Consider the following 20,754-nt stretch of genomic DNA (forward strand, 5'->3'; position numbering starts at 1 on the left):
GGCGTCCGGTGCTCTCAGGCGAACGCGTCGATGCCGGTCGCCGCCACCGACAGCGTCCACAGGCGCTCGGCGGCATCCGTGTCGATCGCCCACTCCTTCACCCCACCGGTGGTCATGTCCGTGTGATCCGCCGGGACGATGCCCTTGATCGCGCAGTCCTCGCAGTACGCGCCGCTGCGCGAGACGAGCTCCGCGGCGGTCGCCGCCCACAGACCCGTCGACGCCCCCTGCGCGGGGGTCTTGAACCGCGGGTTCGGGGTGCCGTCTTCATCGATCCAGCCGCGCGAGAGCAGTTCCTCTCGGGGGACGTGCCGCTGCAGCTCCGTCATGATGCCGCCCGGATGCACGGAGAACGCGAGGATGCCGCGGTCGGCGCCCCGACGTGCCAGCTCGACTGCGAACAGGGCGTTCGCGGACTTCGACTGCCCGTAGGCGACCCACGGGTCGTAGGGCGTCGTCTCGAAGTCGATGTCGTCGAAGCGCACCGGCGAGCGGTAGTGCCCTCCCGACGAGTACGAGACGACCCGCGCGCCGTCCGTCAGCAGATCGGCCACACCGCCCACGAGGGCGAAATGACCCAGGTGGTTGGTGCCGAACTGCGACTCGAAGCCCTGAGCGGTGTGCTCGAAGGGAGTCGCCATGATCCCGGCCACGTCGAGCACCAGATCGATGGGCCGGCCGTCGCGCCGGGCCGACTCCGTGAACGCGGCGACCGAGTCGAGATCGCCCAGATCGGCCGGGCGCACCTCGGTTCCGACGAATCCGTCGAGGGCATGTCGAGCGACGTCGGGCCGCCGCGCCGGCACGATCACGCGCACACCGGCATCCGACAGGGCGCGCACCGTCTCCAGGCCGAGCCCGGAGTACCCGCCGCTGACGATCGCCGTGCGGCCGGAGAGGTCGACGCCGGCGATCACCTCAGCCGCGGTGGAGCGGTAGCCGAACTCCGAGTCGAGGGGCTGCTGGCGGGCGATCATGTCGAGGGGATCTGTCATGAGACGACCGTACGCCTGTGCGTTCGCTGCGGGCTGTACGGTTCTCAGCCGTCGGTCGAGCGGCTCACGGCCTTCTCGATCGCCGTCTCGAGGTCGTCCCAGGTCTCCAGCACGACGGGCTCGCCGTCAACGAAGAAGCCGGGGGTGCTGCGCACTCCAAGCTGCTCGCCGTCGCTCTTGTCGGCCTGCACGCGGGCGAGGGTCGCCTGATCCGCGACCGCCGCGTCGTAGGCCGCCATGTCGAGTCCGAGGTCCTCGGCCAGCGCTCGGAACACCTCGGGCGTCTCCTGCGGCTGCTCGCCCCACTGCGACTGCGTCTCGAACAGGCGGTGGTACATGCCCTCGAAACGGTCCTGCTGCGCCGCGGCCTCGGCGGCGAGCGCGGCCTGGGTCGAGTTGATATGGCCCGGCAACGGGAAGTAGCGGACCACATAGGTGATCTGCCCGTCGTACTGCTCGCGCAGGTCTTCGACGATCGGATAGAAGGCGCCGCACGCCTCGCATTCGAAGTCGAGGAATTCGACCACGGTCACGGCATCCGCTCCTCCGTCGTCGAGCACGTGCGAGTCGGTGCGGACAGTCTGCAGCTTCTCGCCCTCGGGGGTGGTCGGCTCCGCGGCGCGCTGCGACATCGCGTAGACGATGCCGACGATCGCGAGGACGATGGCGACGGCGATGGCGATCAGGGTCGCCTTGACAGAGGTCTTCATGGGGTTCTCCAACGATTCGGATCAGGCAGGGGTCGTGCCGCGGGGCGGCCGGGGTCGCCGATGCGCGGCGTGCCTGATTCAGGTGCGGGAGAGCGAGAGCTGCGTGAGCGTGAGTGCGGGCACGTGCAGGCGGGGACCGGCGCGCGTCGGAGGGGATGCCGCGACCCTGCGGTTATGCACGAGGAGACGTGCGGCGACCCGGAATCGCACGAGCAGCAGCGCGAGCAGGATGCAGCAGAGCGCGGCGACGGCGGCCATCCCCGCGTCGGAGGACACCACGTCGGACGACACCGCGTCCGCGGCAGCGGCCATGCCGTCGTGATGACCGGATGCGGATGCCCCGGGTGCGATGCACAGGCCGGCGTGCACGTCGCCTTCGCGGTGCGACGTCGACCACGCTCCGATGACGAGCAGCAGGGCGAGGCCGAGCGCCAGGCCGACCCGGAGGATCAGCATCCGCTCGACGGGCCGGCGTCGCAGGCGCATCGACGGGGCAGACATGGTCCGCGCAGTCTAACAATCCGGCATCGGTGCGGACCGATCGCGGCGGTCCTCCGGCCTCGGCCGAGCCGCCCCGCATATGCCCGCCTAGACTGGAGGGGTGGCGAGACTGTTGATCGTAGGCGGGTTCCTGGCAGCCATCTTCTGGGTGTACAGCATCGTCGACTGCGCCGTCCAGCCGCAGACACGGCACCGCGGTGTGAGCAAGGGCATCTGGATCGCCATCGTGGCCCTCGTCCCGGTGATCGGCGGCGTCCTGTGGTTCACGCTCGGCCGTCGCCGGGCGAACGACGACGGCGGCGCGATCCGCATCGTCGCTCCCGACGATGATCCGCAGTTCCTCCGCAGCATCAGCAAGAGCGAGCAGGATGCCCGCATCCGCCGCCTCGAAGAGGAACTCGCGCGGCTCGACGACGAGACCGACGACGGCCCCGCATCGGACAGCACGGCGCCGGACACCCGTCCGTGACCTCGCCTGCTGCCATGGAGTCTCCTGCCATGGACGCGGCCGCGTCCCTCGTCGCCGAGCTCATCGGGAACGGAGTGCGCGACCTCGTGCTCTCGCCCGGCTCCCGCTCGCAGGCGCTCGCGCTCGCCGCGGTGCGCGCCGCCAACGACGGACGGCTGCGTCTGCACGTGCGCATCGACGAGCGGGTGGCGGGATTCACCGCCCTCGGGCTCGCGCGCGAGACGGGTGTGCCCGCCGCCGTCCTGTGCACCTCGGGCACCGCCGTCGCGAACCTGCTGCCCGCGACCATGGAGGCGTTCCACGCGGGCGTGCCGCTGCTGCTGCTCACCGCCGACCGCCCGCCCGAGCTCCGGGGCGTCGGTGCGAATCAGGCGACTCTCCAGCCGGGGATGTTCGCCGCCTGGGTGCGGGAGCAGATCGACGCCCCGGTGCCCGGTGATGGCGATGGCGATGGGAACTGGTCGGGGCTGGCGGCGCAGGCCGTCGAGGTCGCGATGGGGGCGGATGCCGCACACGGCCTCCCGGGTGTCGCCGGCCCCGTGCATCTGAACCTGCCCTCGCGCGAGCCGCTCTCCGGAGAGCACCAGATGGTCGAGATCACCCCGGGCGAGGCTCCGCGTCGTCCGCCGGTCGAACCGCTCGTCCTCGAGCGCGGTCCGCGCACCGTGGTCATCGCCGGTGCGGACGCGGGCCCGGATGCCGAGGAACTGGCGCACGCCGGATCCTGGCCACTCATCGCCGAGATCGTCAGCGGCGCCCGCTTCGGCCGCCAGGCCGTGCACGGCTACCGCGAGCTGCTGAGCGACGCCGAGCTCGGCGGCCGCATCGAGCGCGCGGTCGTCTTCGGGCACCCGACATTGAGTCGCGAGGTCGTGCGGATGCTGGGGCGGGCCGACATCGAGGTGATCGCCGTGCGCCGCGGTGGAGAAGACCTCGACCTCAATGGGCGCACGACGGCGACGGCCGCCGTCGCGGTGGCTCCCGGTGCGGGGGATCGCGAGTGGCTGGGCGTCTGGCTCGCGGCATCCGCAGGGCGGGCCGTCGACCTCAGCGAGCGCGCGCCCGACCAGGAGGGACTCGCCTCGGCGGACCCCGGAGCGCGTCGTGAGGCGGTCGCCGCGGAGCTCGCCGCCGTGCGGCGTCCGCTCGATCGCGAGCTCCTCGTCGACGCGGTCTGGCGTGCGACCTGGCCGCACGACCGGCTCATGTTCGGATCGTCGCGGCTCGTGCGGGTCGCCGACGCGGTGCTGGGCGGCAAGAAGGTACCGGTGCACGCCAACCGCGGTCTCGCCGGGATCGACGGCACCATCGCGACGGCGACGGGCATCGCGCTCGGCAGCCAGGCCGGCGGCGCCCCCGGCGTGACGCGTGTGCTTCTCGGAGACCTCGCCTTCCTGCACGACGCGGGTGCGCTGCTGCTGCCGCCCGATGAAGACGAACCGCGGCTGCAGGTGATCGTCGGCAACGACGGGGGAGGCACCATCTTCGACGGGCTGGAGGTCGCGGCGACGGCTGATCGGGCCGATCTCGACCGCGCCTTCTACACGCCCCACACCGTGCGTCTCGAGCACCTCGCCCTGGCCTACGGCTGGGAGTATCAGCGGATCACCACGCGCACGGCCCTCGATCAGGCGCTGACCACGCCTGCCGGTGGGCGGCAGCTGATCGAGGTTCCGCTCGCGCGCTGATCTCCCGCCACAGCCCTCGTCGGCGGTGGCAGGATGAACCCATGACAGCGCATGAGTGGGCGAAGGCCCTGCAGGTCGGCGACGGGTTCCGTCTCGCGGACGTCGATCCGCGGAGCACCCCGGGGTATCGCGGTGGCAAGGCCGACGGCAAGCGGGACCTCGCGGCGGGGCTCGACGAGCTCAACATCCTGCAGGAGCGGCTCTTCGCCGAGAGTCGCGTGGGGGTGGCCGAAGACTCCGTGCTGCTGATCCTGCAGGCGATGGACTCCGCGGGCAAGGGCGGGATCGTGCGTCATGTCGTCGGCGGCGTCGACCCCCAGGGTGTGGCGCTCACGGCGTTCAAGGCGCCGACGCCCGAGGAGCTGCAGCACGACTTCCTCTGGCGCGTCTCGACGCGGCTGCCCGAGCCCGGGTTCATCGGCGTCTTCGACCGGTCGCACTACGAGGACGTCCTGATCGGCCGCGTCCGCTCGCTCGCTCCCGCCGCCGAGATCGACCGGCGCTACGACGCGATCAACGACTTCGAGGCCGAGGTCGCCGCGTCCGGGACCCGCATCGTCAAGGTGATGCTCCACATCTCGCCCGAGGAGCAGAAGTCCCGCCTGATGGAGCGACTGGAACGGCCGGACAAGCACTGGAAGTACAACCCCGGCGACGTCGACGAGCGGCTGCTGTGGGACGACTACATGGCCGCGTATCAGGTGGCGTTCGACCGCACGTCGACCGAGGTGGCGCCATGGCACGTCATCCCCGCCGACCACAAGTGGTTCGCCCGCCTCGCGGTGCAGGAGCTGCTCCTCGACGCCCTGCAGCGGATCGCCCCGCAGTGGCCGGCCGCCGACTTCGACGTCGAGGCCGAGAAGAAGCGACTGGCTGCCAGCTGACTGCTCGCGTCGGGGCGAGGACTCAGGCGAGGGCGTCGACCAGGGGGCGGAACTTGACCCGTGTCTCCAGCAGCTCGGACTCGGGGTCGGAGCCCGCGACGATCCCGGCACCCGCATAGGCGGTGACGTCGATGCGGCCGTCGCCGGGGGAGAACTGCGCACACCGCAGCGCGATCGCCCACTCGCCGTTGCCGGCGGCGTCGACCCAGCCGACAGGTCCGGCATAGCGCCCGCGGTCGAACGGCTCGAGCTCGCGGATCGCCGCGATCGCCGCGGGCGTCGGAGTGCCCGCGACCGCCGCGGTCGGATGCAGGGCGCCCACGAGATCGAGCGACGAGCCGCCGTCGGCGAGCTCCCCCTCGACGTCGGTCGCCAGGTGGAACAGGTTCGGCAGCTTCAGCAGGAAGGGCTGCTCGCTCGCCGCGAGAGCCCGGGTGTGCGGGCGCAGCGACGCGAGCACGCTCTGCACGGCGTACTGATGCTCGTCGAGGTCCTTGGTGCTGGACGCCAGATGAGCGGATGCCACGGTGTCGGCGTCCGCATCGGCTCCGCGGCCGATGGTTCCGGCCAGCACCCGCGCCGTCACGGTTCGCTGCTGCACGGTGACGAGGGTCTCGGGGCTCGCGCCGATCAGCCCGTCGACGGCGAAGGCCCACGTGTCGGGGTATCCGGTCGACAGCGCCCGCACGAGGCGCCGCAGATCGGAACCCGCCGGGATGCTGCCGGTGAGGTCGCGCGCGAGCACGACCTTGCTGAGCTCGCCGTCCGCGATACGACCGAGCGCCTGCCGCACGGAGTCCTGATAGCCCTGCGGGCTCTGGGCGCCGGGACCCACGGTTCCCGCCCAGTGCGGGCCGTACTCCCGCGTCTCGGCGGCCTGCTCCGCAGCGTCGGCGGACGAGGAGCGGCGGATGCGGGTGAGCCAGGTGCGTCCGCTGTGACGCCCGATCACGAGCGACGGGACGATCAGCACGCTGTCGGCGGCGGAGTCCTCGTCGAACGTCAGCGCTCCGAACGCGACGGGGCCGGAGCCGGGGAGTCCGAGTTCGTCGTCGACCTCGGCATCCTGCGCGAGCTCCCGCCAGGCGTCGGCGATCGCAGCCGATCGCCGTGGCGCCGTGCCAGCCGGTACCCGGACGGTCTCGACGACCCCGGCGCCCACGGCGACGATCCCGTCTCCGCGGCGCAGCCACGCGAGGGGCCGCGCCGGGTCGGCGAAGGCCAGGAGATCCTCGACCGGATCGATCTCACGGGTCTCCACGACCAGCCTGCTGCTCACCCCTCCAGCCTAGTTCTTCGGTCAGGGGGAACGTCGGGGGCGCGGCCTACGCTGAACGCATGAGCGATGTGCGACCCGCCCCCGGTGCCGAGATGATCTTCCAATGGCGCAAGTGGGACGGCTCCCCGCACTGGCGGCACGAGTGCGTGTACCTCGGCGCCGACGAGTGGGGCGACTGGCTCGGTCAGCCGGTGGGATGGCGGAGTGCTCGTCCCGGTGCCTCGTTCGTGGCCGAGGGGCCGAACGTCACTCTCGTCCCGCGCCGGACCGACTTCGCCCTGACCGTGAATCGTGATCACCCGAAGGGTGTGCGCATCTACATCGATCTCGGATGGGACGTGCGCTGGACGGAGGATCCGCTGCTCGCCACCGGCATCGACATGGACCTCGATGTCGTGCGTGTCGAGGGGGAACGGGGCACCTGGGTCGACGATCGCGACGAGTGGGCCGAGCACAGCGCGCAGTACGGGTACCCCGCCGAGGTCATGGCACGGCTCGAAGACCTCGCGCTCGACCTGGAGCAGCAGGTGCTCGCGCGCGTCGCGCCGTTCGACGATGCCACGGCAGATCGCTGGCTCGACCGCCTCGAGGCCCTCCCCCTCGCGCCTAGACTGGACTCGTGACCTCGAACGAAGCAAACCGCGCCGATCTCGGCAAGGACCCCGCCCGCGTCAGCGGCATGTTCGACCAGGTCGCCGCGGGCTACGACCGCACGAACACCGCGATGACGGTCGGCAACGACGCGCTCTGGCGCGCGGCTGCGACGAGGGCCGTGGCACCGAAGCCGGGGGAGAAGATCCTCGACCTCGGGGCGGGCACGGCATCGTCGTCGGCGTCGCTCGCCCGCAGCGGAGCGCAGGTGGTCGCGGCCGACTTCTCGCCGGGCATGCTCGCCGAGGGGCAGCGCCGTCACGGCAGCATCCGCAATCTCTCGTTCGTGCAGGCGGATGCCACGGATCTCCCGTTCGCCGATGCGGAGTTCGATGCGGTCACGATGTCGTATGCGCTGCGCAACGTGAACGACCCGAAGAAGGCGCTCCGCGAGCTCCTCCGCGTCACCAAGCCGGGCGGTCGTCTGGTGATCAACGAGTTCTCCACGCCGCCTGGCTCGGTGTTCCGCGCCGCCTACCGCTTCTACAACTCGCAGGTGCTGCCGCGCGTGGCCCGCGTCGCCGGCACGAACGGCGACGCCTATGACTACCTGAACGAGTCGATCCGCGACTGGCCCGATCAGAAGAGGCTCGCGGCGTGGATCCGCGAGGCCGGATGGTCCGAGGTCGAGTACCGCAACCTCTCGTTCGGGATCGTCGCGCTGCACCGGGCGGTCAAGCCCGCGTGAACACCGCGCGCGGACCCGCACCCCTGACGAAGGTAGGCTGAGATCGTGACTTCGAGCCGCGTTGCCCCGGGTTCGCGACTGGCGAGCCGTCTCGGCTTCAGCGACCGTGTCTTCATCGGCACGGCCGGCCGCCGTGTCGCGCAGGCGATCGAGGAGGGCCTCGAGCGGGTCGAGACCGGCCTCGCCGACGACGTGCGCGTCGCCGATCCGCTGGCCGATGCCGCCAGCCGCTACCTCTACGAGGCCGGCGGCAAGCGCATCCGGCCGGTGCTGACGCTGCTCGCCGCGCAGCTCGGCGACGGCAACATCGACGCCGTGATCGATGTGGCCAAGGCCCTCGAGATCACCCACCTCGGCTCGCTGTACCACGACGATGTGATGGACGGCGCCGACCGCCGCCGGGGCGTGCCCGCCGCGCAGACCGTGTGGGGCAACAACATCGCCATCCTCACCGGCGACATCCTGTTCTCCCGTGCGAGCCAGCTGATGTCGCGTCTCGGTGAGCGGGCGATCCGTCTGCAGGCCGACACCTTCGAGCGGCTCGTGCTCGGCCAGATGCATGAGACCCTCGGCGCTCAGCCCGGCGACGACCCGATCGAGTTCTACCTGCAGGTGCTCGCCGACAAGACCGGCTCCCTGATCGCGGCGGCGACGCAGGGCGGCGTCATCTTCTCCAACGCCCCCTCCGCGTACGAGGAGCCGCTGCGGGTGTACGGCGAGAAGATCGGCGTCGCGTTCCAGCTGCTCGACGACGTGATCGACCTGTCCGCCAAGCCCGAGGACACGGGCAAGGTGCCCGGCACCGATCTGCGTGCCGGCGTGCCGACGATGCCCTACCTGCTGCTGAAGGCCGAGACCGACGACGCGTCGATCGACCTGGCCGCCCGCATCGACGACGGCGTCGCGCGCATCGCCGACGGCGCAGATCCGTCGATCCTCGACGGACCTCTCGCCGAGCTGCGCGACCACGTCGGAACCGACAAGACTCGCGCGCTCGCGCACTCCTGGACGAAGGATGCGATCGCCGCGCTCACCGCGCTTCCGCGCGGCACGGTGCGCGAGGCGCTCACCCGTTTCGCAGAGACCCTCGTCGAACGCTCCAGCTGAGGCGTCGCGGCCACGGCCGCGCACTCCGGACGTGACGGCATACGAAAGGACCCTTATGACCAAGCTCAGACTGGCCATCGTCGGAGCGGGCCCCGCCGGCATCTACGCCGCCGACATCCTGCTGAAGGCCGAGCGCAAATTCGACGTCTCCATCGACCTGTTCGAGCAGCTCCCCGCGCCCTACGGTCTCGTGCGTTACGGAGTGGCCCCCGATCACCCGCGCATCAAGGGCATCATCAACGCTCTGCGCGATGTGCTCGATCGCGGCGACATCCGGCTGTTCGGCAACGTCCGGTTCGGCGAGGACGTCACCATCGACGACCTGAAGAAGCACTACAACGCGGTCATCTTCGCCACCGGCGCGATCCGCGACACCGAACTCGACATCCCCGGCATCGACGCGGTCGCCTCCTACGGTGCCGCCGACTACGTCAGCTGGTTCGACGGCCACCCCGACGTCCCTCGCGAGTGGCCGCTCGATGCGGCATCCGTCGGAGTGCTGGGCAACGGCAACGTGGCCCTCGACGTCGCCCGGATGCTGGCGAAGCACGCCGAGGACCTGCTGGTCACCGAGGTCCCCGAGAACGTGTACGAGGGGCTGAAGGCCAGCGAGGTCACCGATGTCCACGTGTTCGGGCGCCGCGGCCCCGCGCAGGTCAAGTTCACCCCGCTCGAGCTCCGCGAGCTCGGCGAGCTGCGTGACGTCGACATGGTGGTCTACGACGAGGACTTCGACTACGACGAGGCCTCGAAGGACGCCGTCGCCAGCAACAAGCAGGTGATGGTCATCGACCGCGTCCTGCAGTCGTGGCGCAAGCGCGACTCCGTGAACAATGCGGGAGGCACCGCCTCGCGCCGACTGCACCTGCACTTCTGGGCGCGTCCCGTGGAGGTGCGCACGGACGAGGCCGGTCGCGTCGCCGCCCTCGTCTACGAGCGCACCCGCCCCGACGGTCAGGGCGGAGCGGTCGGAACCGGCGAGATGCGCGAGGTGCCGCTGCAGGCTCTCTACCGTGCGATCGGCTACTTCGGTTCGCCGCTGCCCGGGGTGCCTTTCGACAAGAAGCACGGCGTGATCCCGAACCGTGAGGGCCAGGTGCTCGCGAAGGACTCCAACCAGCAGATGACGGGCATCTACGCCACGGGCTGGATCAAGCGCGGCCCGGTGGGCCTGATCGGCCACACGAAGTCCGACGCGATGGAGACCGTGCGCCACATCATCAACGACCAGGGCTCCTGGTGGCATCCGGAGGACCCGTCCGAAGAGGCGATTCCTGCTCTTCTTCGGGAACGCGGCGTCAGGTGGACGGATCTCGACGGCTGGCACCGGCTCGACGAGCACGAGGTCGCCCTCGGCGCACCGCACGAGCGCGCCCGCGTCAAGGTCGTGCCGCGCGACGAGATGGTGCGCGTCTCCCGCGGCGAGTGACCGTCATCTGATCGTTGTCGGCACCTCGCGTGTCGGAGCGATGGCGTCTTTAGGCTGGACGCATGCGACTGCGCTCCTTCTTCGTGCTCGGTACGGCCGCTCTGCTTCTGATCTCCGGATGCACGGCTGAGCCGACTCCGACGCCGCGGCCGTCGGGATCGCCGTCGGCATCGGAGACCCCGACGCCGACCCCCGAGCCGATCGTCGAGCCGGAGGCCGCGTTCGACGTGACGTGCGACGACGTCGCCGACGAGATGCGAGACCTCGTGGGGGAGCCGTCCAGCCCCGTGGAGCCCGCGCTGTCTGTGGTGTCGACGATGAGCTGGATCCCCGGGCCCGCCCAGTACATGTTCCAGCGTGCGGGCGGGATCGCGTGCTCTGCGGGCGCGACCGGCGAGCAGCACTGGGAGGTGGCGCTCGTGCCGGGGGCGGAGAGCGTGGTCGCCGGAGCCACCGAGCGCGACGGGTACTTCGGGGAGAATGCCCGCTGCGAGGCTGGGATGTGCTTCTTCACGTTCCCCGAGGGCGAGGTGCTGCTCACCGCCTCGGTGCACGCCCCCGGTCTCGGCAACGCTGACGTCGAGCGCGTGGAGGAGGCGATGCGTCGTCTCGCAGCGTCTGCGTCCGCGAGCCTCCGTGAGGTCGAGTACATCCCCAGCGAGATCGTCGGCGTTCCCTGCGAGCGGTTCATCACCGAGCAGGAGGTGGCCGGCATCGTCGGTGAAGACGTCGGGCTCTTCACCGATTTCGGAGGGTGGGGGATCCCTGCCGAGGTCTACGAGTACGTGAACGGGTCTCGGATCTGCTACTACACCTCGGCGACAGGTGATCTGGGGTCGATATCGAGCCATCTCATGCTCACCACGCTCCCGGCAGGGGCATGGGCGTTCGAGAAGCTCGACGGCACACCGGTCGAGATCGAGGGAGCGGATGCGGCCAAGGCCAGCGTCGGCGAGAACGGCGAGAACATCCTCGACGTAAGGGTGGGCGCCGACTGGCTCAGGTTCATGACCTACGACAACGGTTCGGGTGCGGCGGATCCGTCTCCTCTGGCGACGGCGGCCGTGCGCAACCTGACGGTCGGGCCCACGGCTCCGCAGTAGGCGTGGACGTTCGGCTAGCCTGGCGGCATGGCTGAGTGGAGACCGGACGTCCTCGGAGACGAGTTCGAGCAGCTCACACTCGAACTCGGCGAGGACGACGAGGGGCCTGTCTCCGCGACCCTGGTGCGGTGTCTGCCCCCGGAGCAGGGCTGGTGGGATCAGGTCCGCGGGCGCCGTCGACCGCTGGAGGACGTCGACGTGCTGTACATCCACGGCTGGTCCGACTACTTCTTCCAGAAGCGCCTCGCGCGGTTCTGGACCACGCGCGGGGCGCGCTTCTTCGCGCTCGATCTGCGCAAGTACGGACGCAGCCTGCGCGACGGTCAGACGCCGGGCTACATCGCCGACCTCGCCACGTACGACGAGGACATCGGGGCCGCACTGGCGGCAATGGGGCGAGGGGCCGACGGGGCCGCCTCCTCGCGACGGCTGGTGCTCTTCGGACACTCCACCGGTGGCCTGGTCCTCAGCCTCTGGGCGTCACGGCATCCTGCCACCGCGGACGCCGTCATCCTGAACAGCCCGTGGCTCGAGTTCCAGGTCGCCTCGGTGCGCCCGCTGATCGCGACGGTGGCGGAGCTCCAGGCGCGCTGGGCGCCGAGGGAGGTCGCGCCGCAGGTCGATCTGGGTTTCTACACGCGCGCGCAGCAGGAGGTCGCCGACCCCGATGACCCGGTCGAGGTCAACCCGCTGTGGCGCCCGGCCCAGTCCATGGCCATCCATGCCGGATGGTTCCATGCGATCCTGACCGGGCACGCCGCAGTGGCGGCGGGGTTGACGATCGACGCCCCCGTCTGCGTCCTGCTGTCGTCGCGGTCCGCGCGGCCCACCCGCTGGTCCGATGACCTCACCCGTGCGGACTCCGTGCTCGTCGTGGACGACATCGCGCGGGCTGCACTGAAGCTCGGACCGTCGGTCACCGTGGAGCGCATCGAGGGAGCGCTCCACGACGTCTTCCTCTCCCGTCATGAGGCGAGAGAAGAGGCGTACGCACGCCTCGGCCGGTGGGTCGGCGGCTGGTCGTCGGCTCACTGAGCTCCGCCGGCCAGCCGACCCGCCGACCCACGGTCACACGGTGGATGTAATCAGACGTAGTGCATCTGCCTGGCGAGCTGCTCTGCGGCGTCGGCATCCGCGCGCAGCACCGCCTCGCGGAAGTCCCGGTACACCTGCACCATGCGCTCGCGATCGTCCTCGGGCACGATCCAGCCGCGGAGGTTGCGGAACAGCGCCATGCTCGCGGCGTTGGTCATCGTCTGGTGCTGCAGGTTGCGGCTGTGCTCTGTGAGGAAGGAGAAGACCGCCCAGCGCGTCCGCGAGAGCTCCTCGCCGTCATCCAGGGCGGTGTGCATCTCCCCGATCAGGTCTGCGAGATGCTCGCGATCCGGACGGCTCATCCGGGCGACCCCCATCCGCGCCCCCGCGCCCGCCAGATACCCGGCGAACTCGAGGGTCTGCTGCACCGTCTCGGGCGTCACCTCGGTGACCTCGGTGTATCTGCTCGGGTACATGATCACGAGACCGAGACGCTCGAGGCGCTGCAGTGCCTCTCGCACCGGTGTCCGTGACACGTGCAGTTCCGCGGCCACCTCGATATCGCGGATGCGGTGGCCCGGCTGCAGAACCCCCTCGATGATCTGCGTCCCGATGTGCTGGAAGACCTCCTCCGCCAGCAGCTGTTTGCTCCCTCGAGTACTCATCATCGAACTGTTGCTGGTCATGGATCGCCCCCAGTTGCTTCCCAGATCCGGGCCCCCATGATGTGCCCGGACGGCAACTACATCATGAAGTCGAGCGCGATGCCAACAATCCACAGGGTGATTTTCATCACCCTGTTCATGCGCTGCGATGCCGCTCCCTGACTGGGATCTCCGGGTCGCGGACCATGGTCGGCGGGCGCGTCAGCACCCGCCGACCACCGTCGGCCGTGACTATATATCGGAATGGGATCGCGACCGCGCGAACGATGAAGGGGGCGGATGCGTGCGCATCCGCCCCCTTCGCCGTTCGATGATCACCGGTAGTTGATGAACTGCAGGTCGAGGTCGAGATCGGCGCCCTTGAGCAGCGCGATCACGGACTGCAGATCGTCGCGGCTCTTGGACTGCACGCGCAGCTCGTCACCCTGGATCTGGCTCTTCACGCCCTTGGGGCCCTCGTCGCGGATCAGCTTGTTGATCTTCTTCGCGTTCTCCGACGAGATGCCGTCCTTGAGCGTGGAGACGATGCGGAACTCCTTGCCGCTCGCGAACGCCTCACCCGACTCGAGGCTCTTGAGCGAGATGCCGCGCTTGATGAGCTTGCTCTGGAACACGTCGAGCACGGCCTTCGCGCGCTCCTCCGTGCCGGCGATGATGAGGATCTGCTCGCCACTCCAGGTGATGGACGCGCCGGTGCCCTTGAAGTCGTAGCGCTGCTCGATCTCCTTGCGGGCCTGGTTCAGGGCGTTCTCGGCCTCCTGGTGATCCACTTTCGAGACGATGTCAAAGGAACTGTCAGCCATACGCAAAGTGTATCGATACCGCCGATATCGTGCTCTCGTGGAAGCGTTTCCACAGCGCCTCTTCTCCAGGCGGCCGGTCACGGCTTGATATCGACGTGCCTGAGCGTTGGAATTCGAGTCGATCTCGTTGCATACTGTAAGCGCTTGCAGTTCATGTAGGTCACCAGTACTCAGAGAGGCACACACCAATGAAGGTGAACAAGAGGGGCATCGTTGCCGCCGGGGTCATCGCGCTCGTTTCGACCCTTTCCCTTGCCGGATGCTCGACCGGGACCGACGGAGGCGACGCGTCCGACGGTGACTCGGGCGGAACGCTGACCGTCTGGGTCGACGCCGAGCGCGTCGACGCACTGCAGAGTGCAGCGGACTCCTACGAGGAGAAGACCGGGGTCACGGTCGAGCTCGTCGGCAAGTCCGTCGACGACATGAAGGACGACTTCATCCAGCAGGTGCCGACCGGCAAGGGTCCCGATGTGGTCATGGGCGCCCACGACTGGCTCGGCGAGCTCTCGACCAACGGCGTCGTGGCACCCCTGGAGCTCGGGGACTCGTCGGCCGACTACCTGCCGGTCGCCCTGCAGGCGGCGACATACGACGGCACGGTCTACATGCTTCCGTACGCGGTCGAGAACATCGCCGTGCTGCGCAACGCCGACATGGTCCCCGACGCGCCGACGAGCTTCGACGACATGGTCGCGAAGGGCGCCTTCGTCGTCGAGCAGGGCGCCGAGGGCAACCCGTACCACCTGTACCCGTTCCAGACGGCCTTCGGCGCTCCCGTCTTCGGCACCGACGACTCGGGCAGCTACGACTCCGCAGACCTGCAGCTCGGCAGCGCGGGCGGCACGGCCTTCGCCGAGTGGCTCGCCGCCCAGGGGGCAGCGGGCACTCTGAACACCGACATCGACGGCGAGATCGCCAAGCAGCAGTTCCTCGACGGCACCGCGGCCTTCTGGCTCACCGGTCCGTGGAACGTCGGCGCGGCCACCGACGCGGGAATCAACGTCGCCATCGACCCGATCCCGAGCCCCACCGCCGAGACCGCGTCGCCGTTCGCCGGCGTGAAGGGCTTCTTCGTCAGCTCCGAGTCCACGAACAAGGTCGCCGCGAACGACTTCCTCGTCAACTACCTCGGCACCGAAGAGGTCCAGCTCGAGCTGTTCGAGGCCGGCAACGTTCTGCCCGCTCTGACGGCGGCCGCCGACTCCGCGGCATCCGACCCGATCATCGCCGGCTTCCAGGCCGTCGGTGCAGACGCTGTCCCCATGCCCGCCATCCCCGCGATGGGATCGGTCTGGGAGTTCTGGGGCGTCGCAGAGGCGGCGATCATCAACGGCTCCGACCCGACGTCGACCTGGCAGAAGCTGGTCGACGACGTCACCGCGGCCACCGAGTAAGACACCCAGCACCATCCCTGCCGGGGCGGACACCGTCCGCCCCGGCAGCTCGACGACGGGGACGAGATGACAGAACTCGCTGAGCCCACGGCTCCCTTGAACAAGCGCCAGCGCCAGGCCGCGAAGATCGCAGACGCGGCGTCCGGTCACATCGGCTGGATGCTGGTGAAGATCCTGCTGCTGGCGGTCGTCGACGCGATCGCGCTCTACGCGGCGTTCGTGCTCTTCGGCCAGCAGGAGTGGCTGGTGCTCGGCCTCGTCGTCGCCGTCACCGTCCTCGTCAACTACATCTACTTCTCCCGCAAGCGGGTGCCGGCGAAGTACCTGACGCCGGGCATCATCTTCCTGGTGATCTTCCAGGTGTTCACGCTGCTCTACACGGGGTACATCGGCTTCACGAACTACGGCACGGGACACAACGGCACGAAGGATCAGGCGATCTCGTCGCTGCTGGCCTCCGCGCAGGAGCGGGTCGAGGACTCCGCCACGTACCCGGTCACCGTGGTCGAGCAGTTCGGCACCTACGGCCTCCTCGTCACCGATCCCGACTCCGGCGACGCTCTGCTCGGCACCTCCGAGCAGCCGTTGGAGGAGGTCGACGCGGACTTCCAGGGCGGTCAGGCCGTCGCCGTCGACGGGTGGAACACCCTTCCCCTCGCCAAGGTCTTCACTCTCTCCGCCGAGCTCGAGAAGCTGTCGGTGCCGTTCAGCGACGATCCGAACGACGGCAGCCTCCGCGCTCCCGACGGCCAGAAGGGCTACCTGTACGTCTCGACGCTCGAGTACGACGCGGACGCCGACACCATCACCGACACGACGACAGGCGCGGTCTACACCGACACCGGCGAGGGCGCCTTCACCGCCGAGGACGGCGAGGCGCTCCTGCCCGGGTGGCAGACGACGGTCGGCGTCGACAACTTCGTGCGGGCGGTCACCGACGACTCCATCCGCGGACCCCTCATCTCGGTGACGATCTGGACCTTCGTGTTCGCTCTGCTCTCGGTCGCGACCACGTTCTTCCTCGGGCTGCTGCTCGCCCTGGTCTTCAACAACACGCGGATGCGGTTCCGCAACGGCTATCGGATCATCCTGATCCTCCCGTATGCGTTCCCCGCGTTCCTCTCGGCGCTCGTCTGGGCCGGCATGATGAACGAGAGCTTCGGGTTCATCAACCAGGTCATCTTCGGGGGAGCGGAGATCCCCTGGCTCACCGATCCGACCCTCGCGAAGGTCTCCGTGCTCCTGGTGAACCTCTGGCTCGGCTTCCCCTACATGTTCCTCGTCTGCATGGGGGCGCTGCAGGGGATCCCCGAGGATGTGAACGAGGCGGCGGTGATGGACGGCGCGAACCCGTGGCAGGTCTTCCGTCGCATCAAGCTGCCGCTGCTGCTCGTGACCGTCGCACCGCTGCTGATCTCGTCGTTCGCGTTCAACTTCAACAACTTCAACCTGATCTACATGCTCACCAAGGGCGGACCGCGCTTCGACGATGTGAGCATCCCCGTCGGGCACACCGACATCCTGATCTCGATGGTCTACAAGGTGGCCTTCACCGGTCAGTCGCGTGATTACGGACTCGCCTCCGCCTTCACGATCCTGATCTTCATCGTGGTCGCGACGATCTCGATCGTCAGCTTCCGCAAGACCAAGGCCCTCGAGGAGCTGAACTGACATGAGCACCACGGACACGCGCACCGCCGCACCCGTCACGGTCGAGCGGAACCTCGGCCCCCGTCGTCGCTCGCTCGGCGCCTGGTTCGCCGACACCGGATGGCGTCACGTCGTCGCGATCATCATCAGCGCGTTCGCCCTGTTCCCGCTGCTCTATGTGGTGTCGGCGTCGCTGAATCCGCGCGGAACGCTGACCGGATCGAACCAGCTGTTCTCGGCGATCGGCATCGACAGCTACGTGCGCATCCTCAGCGACCCGCAGAATCCGTACGGCCTGTGGTTCCTGAACACCCTGGTCATCGCCGTCGTCACAGGAGCGGTGACCGTCTTCATCGGTGCACTCGCGGCCTATGCCTTCTCGCGCATGCGGTTCGCGGGCCGTCGCATCGGACTCGTCACGATCGTGGTCGTGCAGATGTTCCCGCAGCTGCTCGCGGTGGTCGCGATCTTCCTGCTCATGTCGACCCTGGGCGACTGGTTCCCGGCCATCGGCCTCAACACCCACACCGGTCTGATCCTCGTCTACCTCGGCGGCGCGCTCGGCGTGAACACCTACCTCATGTACGGCTTCTTCAACACGCTGCCCATGGAGCTCGACGAGGCTGCCCGCATCGACGGCGCAGGTCACGCGCGCATCTTCTTCACGATCATCCTGCCCCTGGTGGCTCCGATCCTCGCCGTCGTCGCGCTGCTGTCGTTCATCGGCACGGTCAACGAGTACGTGATCGCCAGCGTCATGCTCGTCGACGTCGAACAGCAGACCCTGGTGGTCGGACTCACCAAGCTCGTCGCCAACCCGCGGTACGCGGACTGGTCGGCGTTCTCGGCGGGCGCCGTGATGGCGGCGATCCCGGTCATGATCCTGTTCCTCTTCCTGCAGCGGTACATCGTCGGCGGGCTCACGGCGGGCGCGACCAAGGGCTGAGCCCTCACCGGATCCGCGGTGCGGGCGCAGGCCGGTCTCGTCGGATCCTCGTCGGCGTTGCGTCGTCGTGGGTGACGCCCGCGGTCGTACCGTGAGGTCATGGCACGAGTCTCGGGACGCAACATGGTGATCAGCTGGATCGCCGCGGTGCTGTGCACGGGCGTGATCGCCGCGCTCGTCTGGTTCGCGATCCCCCTCGTGCCGGCCATCGCCACCTTCGTCGGGGACACGCTGCGCGCCACCAACCCCTGATCACGATCGTCGGACCAGCCTGAAGGAGCAGCGCCGCACCCCGGCTCTGCGACACGTCGGCACGCCTCCGTCAGCGGGCGCGCGGGCGGCGGTAATCTCGCACTGCACACATCCGATGAGAGGCGCACCCCCATGAGTGACCCCGAGGTTCCCCAGCCCGAGCGGCCGAAGGACGTCGATGACGTCGTCGACAGCGCGAACGAGGGACTCGATGCTGCCGCCGCGGCCGGTGCGGGAGTCCCCGGTGCGTCCGCGGACGAGTCGCGGGTGCGTCCTGCCGTCGATCCCGACGTCGCCGCCTTCGAGGCAGCGGAGAACGACCATCCCGGCACCTTCTCGACCCCCGAGCTCAACGATCCGCGGTACCTGGATCCCGAGCCCGACGTGAAGACGGACGCATCGACCGCCGACGACACTGCGGCGTACGTGCCGCCCGTTGCCCCGGAGCGCTCCTCGCTCGCGGGTGACGCGTACTCGTCGAACAGCGACACCGCGACGCGCGTCGTGCCGGCCGAGCCGTCGCCCTCCGACCGCCTGCGGTCCGAGAGCGCCGTCGCAGAGACGGCGGTCGTCGAGCCCGCGGTCGTCCCCGTGCAGCAGCAGCCGATCTTCGTCCAGGCCCCTGAGGCGCCGCGAGAGCGCGGCAACCGCGGGACGGCGGGCGCGATCGGCCTGCTCGCGACCGTGGCGTTCGCCGTGCTGTACCTCGCCGCGACCCTCGGCCTCGGTGCGGTCGCCGGCGACGTCACCGCCGCCAACATCGGAGACGCCGCCCTCGCACCCCTGACCACCTGGGGCTTCTGGGTGCCCGTCGTCGTGTTCTTCCTCGGCTTCTGGCTGCTCGGTGCGTTCATCAACCGCGGGCGCTGGGGGCTGTGGGTCGTCTTCGGCATCATCGTCGGCGTGATCGCCTACGGCGGTCATATCCTCGGCGCTCTTCTCGGTGCGCCGTTCTGGCAGCTCACCGCCACCGAGGGCAACGAGCTGGTGTCGTCGCAGCTCTTCCACCCGCTCGCGATCGCGGCGTTCGTCTTCGCCCGCGAGCTGACGATCTGGTTCGGTGCGTGGGTGGCCCGCAGCGGCGCACGCAAGACCGAGCTCAACGCCGAGGCGCAGCGCGAGTACGAGCGCACGCTCGAAGCCGGCCCGACGCTCTCGCGATAGTCGCGCGCATGTCATCGCCGAACCCCCGTGGACCCGAGTCCGCGGGGGTTTCGGTCGTCTTGGCGCTGGCGCTCGCGACGATCGGCTTCTTCGCGCTGGCCGTGTTCGGCCTCGGCGCGGTCAGCATCGTGACCGACCGCGACATCATCGCGGTCCCCGGACTCGGGCAGGTGCCCGGCGTCGTCGGCATGATCGTCGCGCTGCTGGTCTTCGCGCTGTCGCTGCGGGGCGCGCTGCGCAGGACGCGCCCGTCGTTCGTGTCGGCTCCGGCCGTCGCACTCGCGACCGCGCTGGCGCATCTGGCGGCGGTGTGGGCCGGAGTGGCCGTCGCGGGCGGAGACCTGATCGTGGCGACCGTGGTCGCGGGAGACCTCGTGCGCGGAGGCGCGAGCGCCGTGCTTCTTCTGGCTGCCGCCATCGCCGCGTGGAGCGGCATCGCCCTCCGGCGCACTCGATCGGAGCGCCCTCGCTGGCCCTGGGAGCGCGACGACGAGGAGTGACGCCCCGCCGTCAGGGAGTGAATAGGCGCGGAGGGGCCGTGTGCGCCGTACGCTCTATGTGTGGAGCGCTCGTTGGAGACGCAGGTCGACCAGGCCGTCGAGGCCTGGATCCGCTGGGTGCCGCGCTGGGAGCCGGCCACCCACCGAGGCCGCGTCGCGCCCTGCCGGCGGTGCCTCGGATCCCCGATCCTCTCCGCCGCGGGGATCGGCTCGAACACGCCGCACGGCGTGCAGCACGGTCTGTCGACCCGGATCAAGACGATCGTCGATCACGCGGTCGCCGACTACACGTCGAGGAACCTGCCCATGCTGCAGCGCGAGCTCGACCAGCAGGCCGCCCGCAATCGCGCGCGCAGCTATCGACCCGCCGAGAACCTCGACCCGGAGTTCGACGGCCTCCCGCTCGACCCCGAGCCCATCGCCGGTGCTCCCTTCCTCTTCACCATCGCCGGCATGGCCGACGAGGCGATCGCCGACCTGCCGCCGCTTCCGCCGCTGAGCGATGAGGCGAAGGCGGCACTGCGGCAGGAGGTGTCGCTGGCCGACGAGTACGCGAACATGGTGGGGCGCGAGATCTGCCGCATCCTGCTGCGCCACCGCATCTACATCCAGGCAGCGATCTCGCAGCACGTCGAGCCGCAGATCGAGGCGCTCCTGGCGGAGCTCACCGAGTCGCTGGACTCGCCGTTCGACTCCGATCAGGCCTAGGCGCCGGGCAGCCGCGCTCCCGCGCAACACGGTGCGCGTCTGCGTATCCGCTGAGAGACGCGCCCGCGACTGGCGACGGCAGTGCGCCATAGGTATCGTTTTTCGATAGATACCCATTGGCGATCGATAG

Annotated in this window: 22 protein-coding genes; 16 read left to right on the forward strand and 6 right to left on the reverse strand. The window is 69.4% G+C overall.

Annotated features, from left to right (window positions below; all coding sequences use genetic code 11):
- Positions 1–14 precede the first annotated feature (14 nt).
- The 3 genes from FQ142_RS05010 to FQ142_RS05020 form a co-directional block, all read right to left on the reverse strand.
- Positions 15–995: an oxidoreductase gene (locus tag FQ142_RS05010; RefSeq protein ID WP_223145268.1), complete on the reverse strand. Its 981-nt coding sequence runs from the start codon at positions 993–995 to the stop codon at positions 15–17.
- Between the two features lie 44 nt (positions 996–1,039).
- Positions 1,040–1,705, reverse strand: a complete 666-nt coding sequence (locus FQ142_RS05015; RefSeq protein ID WP_149422478.1) for a DsbA family protein — start codon at positions 1,703–1,705, stop codon at positions 1,040–1,042.
- Positions 1,706–1,783: 78 nt separating this feature from the next.
- The gene (locus FQ142_RS05020) at positions 1,784–2,206 is read right to left on the reverse strand and encodes a hypothetical protein (protein ID WP_262492059.1); all 423 of its coding nucleotides are present in this window, start codon (positions 2,204–2,206) and stop codon (positions 1,784–1,786) included.
- Positions 2,207–2,306: 100 nt separating this feature from the next.
- Between FQ142_RS05020 and FQ142_RS05025 the strand changes: the two genes are divergently transcribed.
- Genes FQ142_RS05025 through FQ142_RS05035 form a run of 3 tightly spaced genes read left to right on the forward strand, consistent with a single transcriptional unit; the run spans position 2,307 to position 5,247 of the window.
- Entirely contained in the window at positions 2,307–2,675 is a 369-nt protein-coding gene (locus FQ142_RS05025) for a PLD nuclease N-terminal domain-containing protein (protein ID WP_149422479.1), read from the forward strand.
- Positions 2,676–2,689: 14 nt separating this feature from the next.
- Positions 2,690–4,363, forward strand: coding sequence for a 2-succinyl-5-enolpyruvyl-6-hydroxy-3-cyclohexene-1-carboxylic-acid synthase (menD, locus tag FQ142_RS05030; RefSeq protein WP_149422480.1), 1,674 nt, complete (start codon positions 2,690–2,692; stop codon positions 4,361–4,363).
- A 41-nt stretch (positions 4,364–4,404) separates the two neighbouring features.
- Positions 4,405–5,247, forward strand: coding sequence for a polyphosphate kinase 2 family protein (locus FQ142_RS05035; protein WP_149422481.1), 843 nt, complete (start codon positions 4,405–4,407; stop codon positions 5,245–5,247).
- A 22-nt stretch (positions 5,248–5,269) separates the two neighbouring features.
- Here FQ142_RS05035 and FQ142_RS05040 read toward each other — a convergent pair whose 3' ends face one another.
- Entirely contained in the window at positions 5,270–6,526 is a 1,257-nt protein-coding gene (locus FQ142_RS05040) for an isochorismate synthase MenF (RefSeq protein ID WP_149422482.1), read from the reverse strand.
- Between the two features lie 59 nt (positions 6,527–6,585).
- On the opposite strand from FQ142_RS05040, the gene FQ142_RS05045 reads away from it, so the two are divergent.
- The 6 genes from FQ142_RS05045 to FQ142_RS05070 all read left to right on the forward strand — a co-directional run bounded on the left by FQ142_RS05045 (position 6,586) and on the right by FQ142_RS05070 (position 12,539).
- Positions 6,586–7,149, forward strand: a complete 564-nt coding sequence (locus FQ142_RS05045; protein WP_149422483.1) for a hypothetical protein — start codon at positions 6,586–6,588, stop codon at positions 7,147–7,149.
- Positions 7,150–7,205: 56 nt separating this feature from the next.
- Complete coding sequence (locus FQ142_RS05050; RefSeq protein ID WP_082539492.1) at positions 7,206–7,865, forward strand: ubiquinone/menaquinone biosynthesis methyltransferase; 660 nt, start codon at positions 7,206–7,208, stop codon at positions 7,863–7,865.
- A 45-nt stretch (positions 7,866–7,910) separates the two neighbouring features.
- Positions 7,911–8,972 carry a polyprenyl synthetase family protein gene (locus FQ142_RS05055; protein WP_056419911.1) on the forward strand — a complete coding sequence of 354 codons (1,062 nt, stop codon included), beginning with the start codon at positions 7,911–7,913 and terminating at the stop codon, positions 8,970–8,972.
- A 55-nt stretch (positions 8,973–9,027) separates the two neighbouring features.
- On the forward strand, positions 9,028–10,401 hold the full coding sequence (locus tag FQ142_RS05060) for an FAD-dependent oxidoreductase (protein ID WP_149422485.1): 1,374 nt from the start codon (positions 9,028–9,030) through the stop codon (positions 10,399–10,401).
- A 62-nt stretch (positions 10,402–10,463) separates the two neighbouring features.
- On the forward strand, positions 10,464–11,504 hold the full coding sequence (locus FQ142_RS05065; RefSeq protein WP_149422486.1) for a hypothetical protein: 1,041 nt from the start codon (positions 10,464–10,466) through the stop codon (positions 11,502–11,504).
- A 27-nt stretch (positions 11,505–11,531) separates the two neighbouring features.
- A complete protein-coding gene (locus FQ142_RS05070) occupies positions 11,532–12,539 on the forward strand; it encodes an alpha/beta hydrolase (RefSeq protein WP_149422487.1) in 1,008 nt (335 codons plus the stop codon).
- A gap of 50 nt (positions 12,540–12,589) precedes the next feature.
- Here the strand turns inward: FQ142_RS05070 and FQ142_RS05075 are convergent, their stop codons facing one another.
- Together FQ142_RS05075 and FQ142_RS05080 are read right to left on the reverse strand one after the other, a co-directional pair.
- Positions 12,590–13,204, reverse strand: coding sequence for a GntR family transcriptional regulator (locus tag FQ142_RS05075; protein WP_262492060.1), 615 nt, complete (start codon positions 13,202–13,204; stop codon positions 12,590–12,592).
- Between the two features lie 314 nt (positions 13,205–13,518).
- A complete protein-coding gene (locus tag FQ142_RS05080) occupies positions 13,519–14,007 on the reverse strand; it encodes a YajQ family cyclic di-GMP-binding protein (protein ID WP_149422488.1) in 489 nt (162 codons plus the stop codon).
- A gap of 188 nt (positions 14,008–14,195) precedes the next feature.
- Between FQ142_RS05080 and FQ142_RS05085 the strand changes: the two genes are divergently transcribed.
- From FQ142_RS05085 to FQ142_RS05110, 7 genes are all read left to right on the forward strand, one after another.
- Complete coding sequence (locus FQ142_RS05085; protein ID WP_149422489.1) at positions 14,196–15,404, forward strand: maltose ABC transporter substrate-binding protein; 1,209 nt, start codon at positions 14,196–14,198, stop codon at positions 15,402–15,404.
- Between the two features lie 66 nt (positions 15,405–15,470).
- Positions 15,471–17,075, forward strand: a complete 1,605-nt coding sequence (locus tag FQ142_RS05090; protein WP_149422490.1) for an ABC transporter permease subunit — start codon at positions 15,471–15,473, stop codon at positions 17,073–17,075.
- Position 17,076: 1 nt separating this feature from the next.
- Positions 17,077–18,000: a sugar ABC transporter permease gene (locus FQ142_RS05095; RefSeq protein ID WP_149422491.1), complete on the forward strand. Its 924-nt coding sequence runs from the start codon at positions 17,077–17,079 to the stop codon at positions 17,998–18,000.
- A gap of 99 nt (positions 18,001–18,099) precedes the next feature.
- Positions 18,100–18,252 carry a hypothetical protein gene (locus FQ142_RS17420; protein WP_188042311.1) on the forward strand — a complete coding sequence of 51 codons (153 nt, stop codon included), beginning with the start codon at positions 18,100–18,102 and terminating at the stop codon, positions 18,250–18,252.
- A gap of 132 nt (positions 18,253–18,384) precedes the next feature.
- Complete coding sequence (locus tag FQ142_RS05100) at positions 18,385–19,416, forward strand: ABC transporter (protein WP_149422492.1); 1,032 nt, start codon at positions 18,385–18,387, stop codon at positions 19,414–19,416.
- An 8-nt stretch (positions 19,417–19,424) separates the two neighbouring features.
- Positions 19,425–19,916 (forward strand): hypothetical protein, encoded by a 492-nt coding sequence (locus FQ142_RS05105; protein ID WP_262492061.1) that lies wholly within the window; start codon positions 19,425–19,427, stop codon positions 19,914–19,916.
- A gap of 60 nt (positions 19,917–19,976) precedes the next feature.
- Positions 19,977–20,624 carry a hypothetical protein gene (locus tag FQ142_RS05110; RefSeq protein ID WP_056419939.1) on the forward strand — a complete coding sequence of 216 codons (648 nt, stop codon included), beginning with the start codon at positions 19,977–19,979 and terminating at the stop codon, positions 20,622–20,624.
- Positions 20,625–20,754 lie beyond the last annotated feature (130 nt).

The sequence above is a fragment of the Microbacterium sp. ANT_H45B genome, assembly GCF_008369345.1.
In the GTDB taxonomy this organism is placed as follows: domain Bacteria; phylum Actinomycetota; class Actinomycetes; order Actinomycetales; family Microbacteriaceae; genus Microbacterium.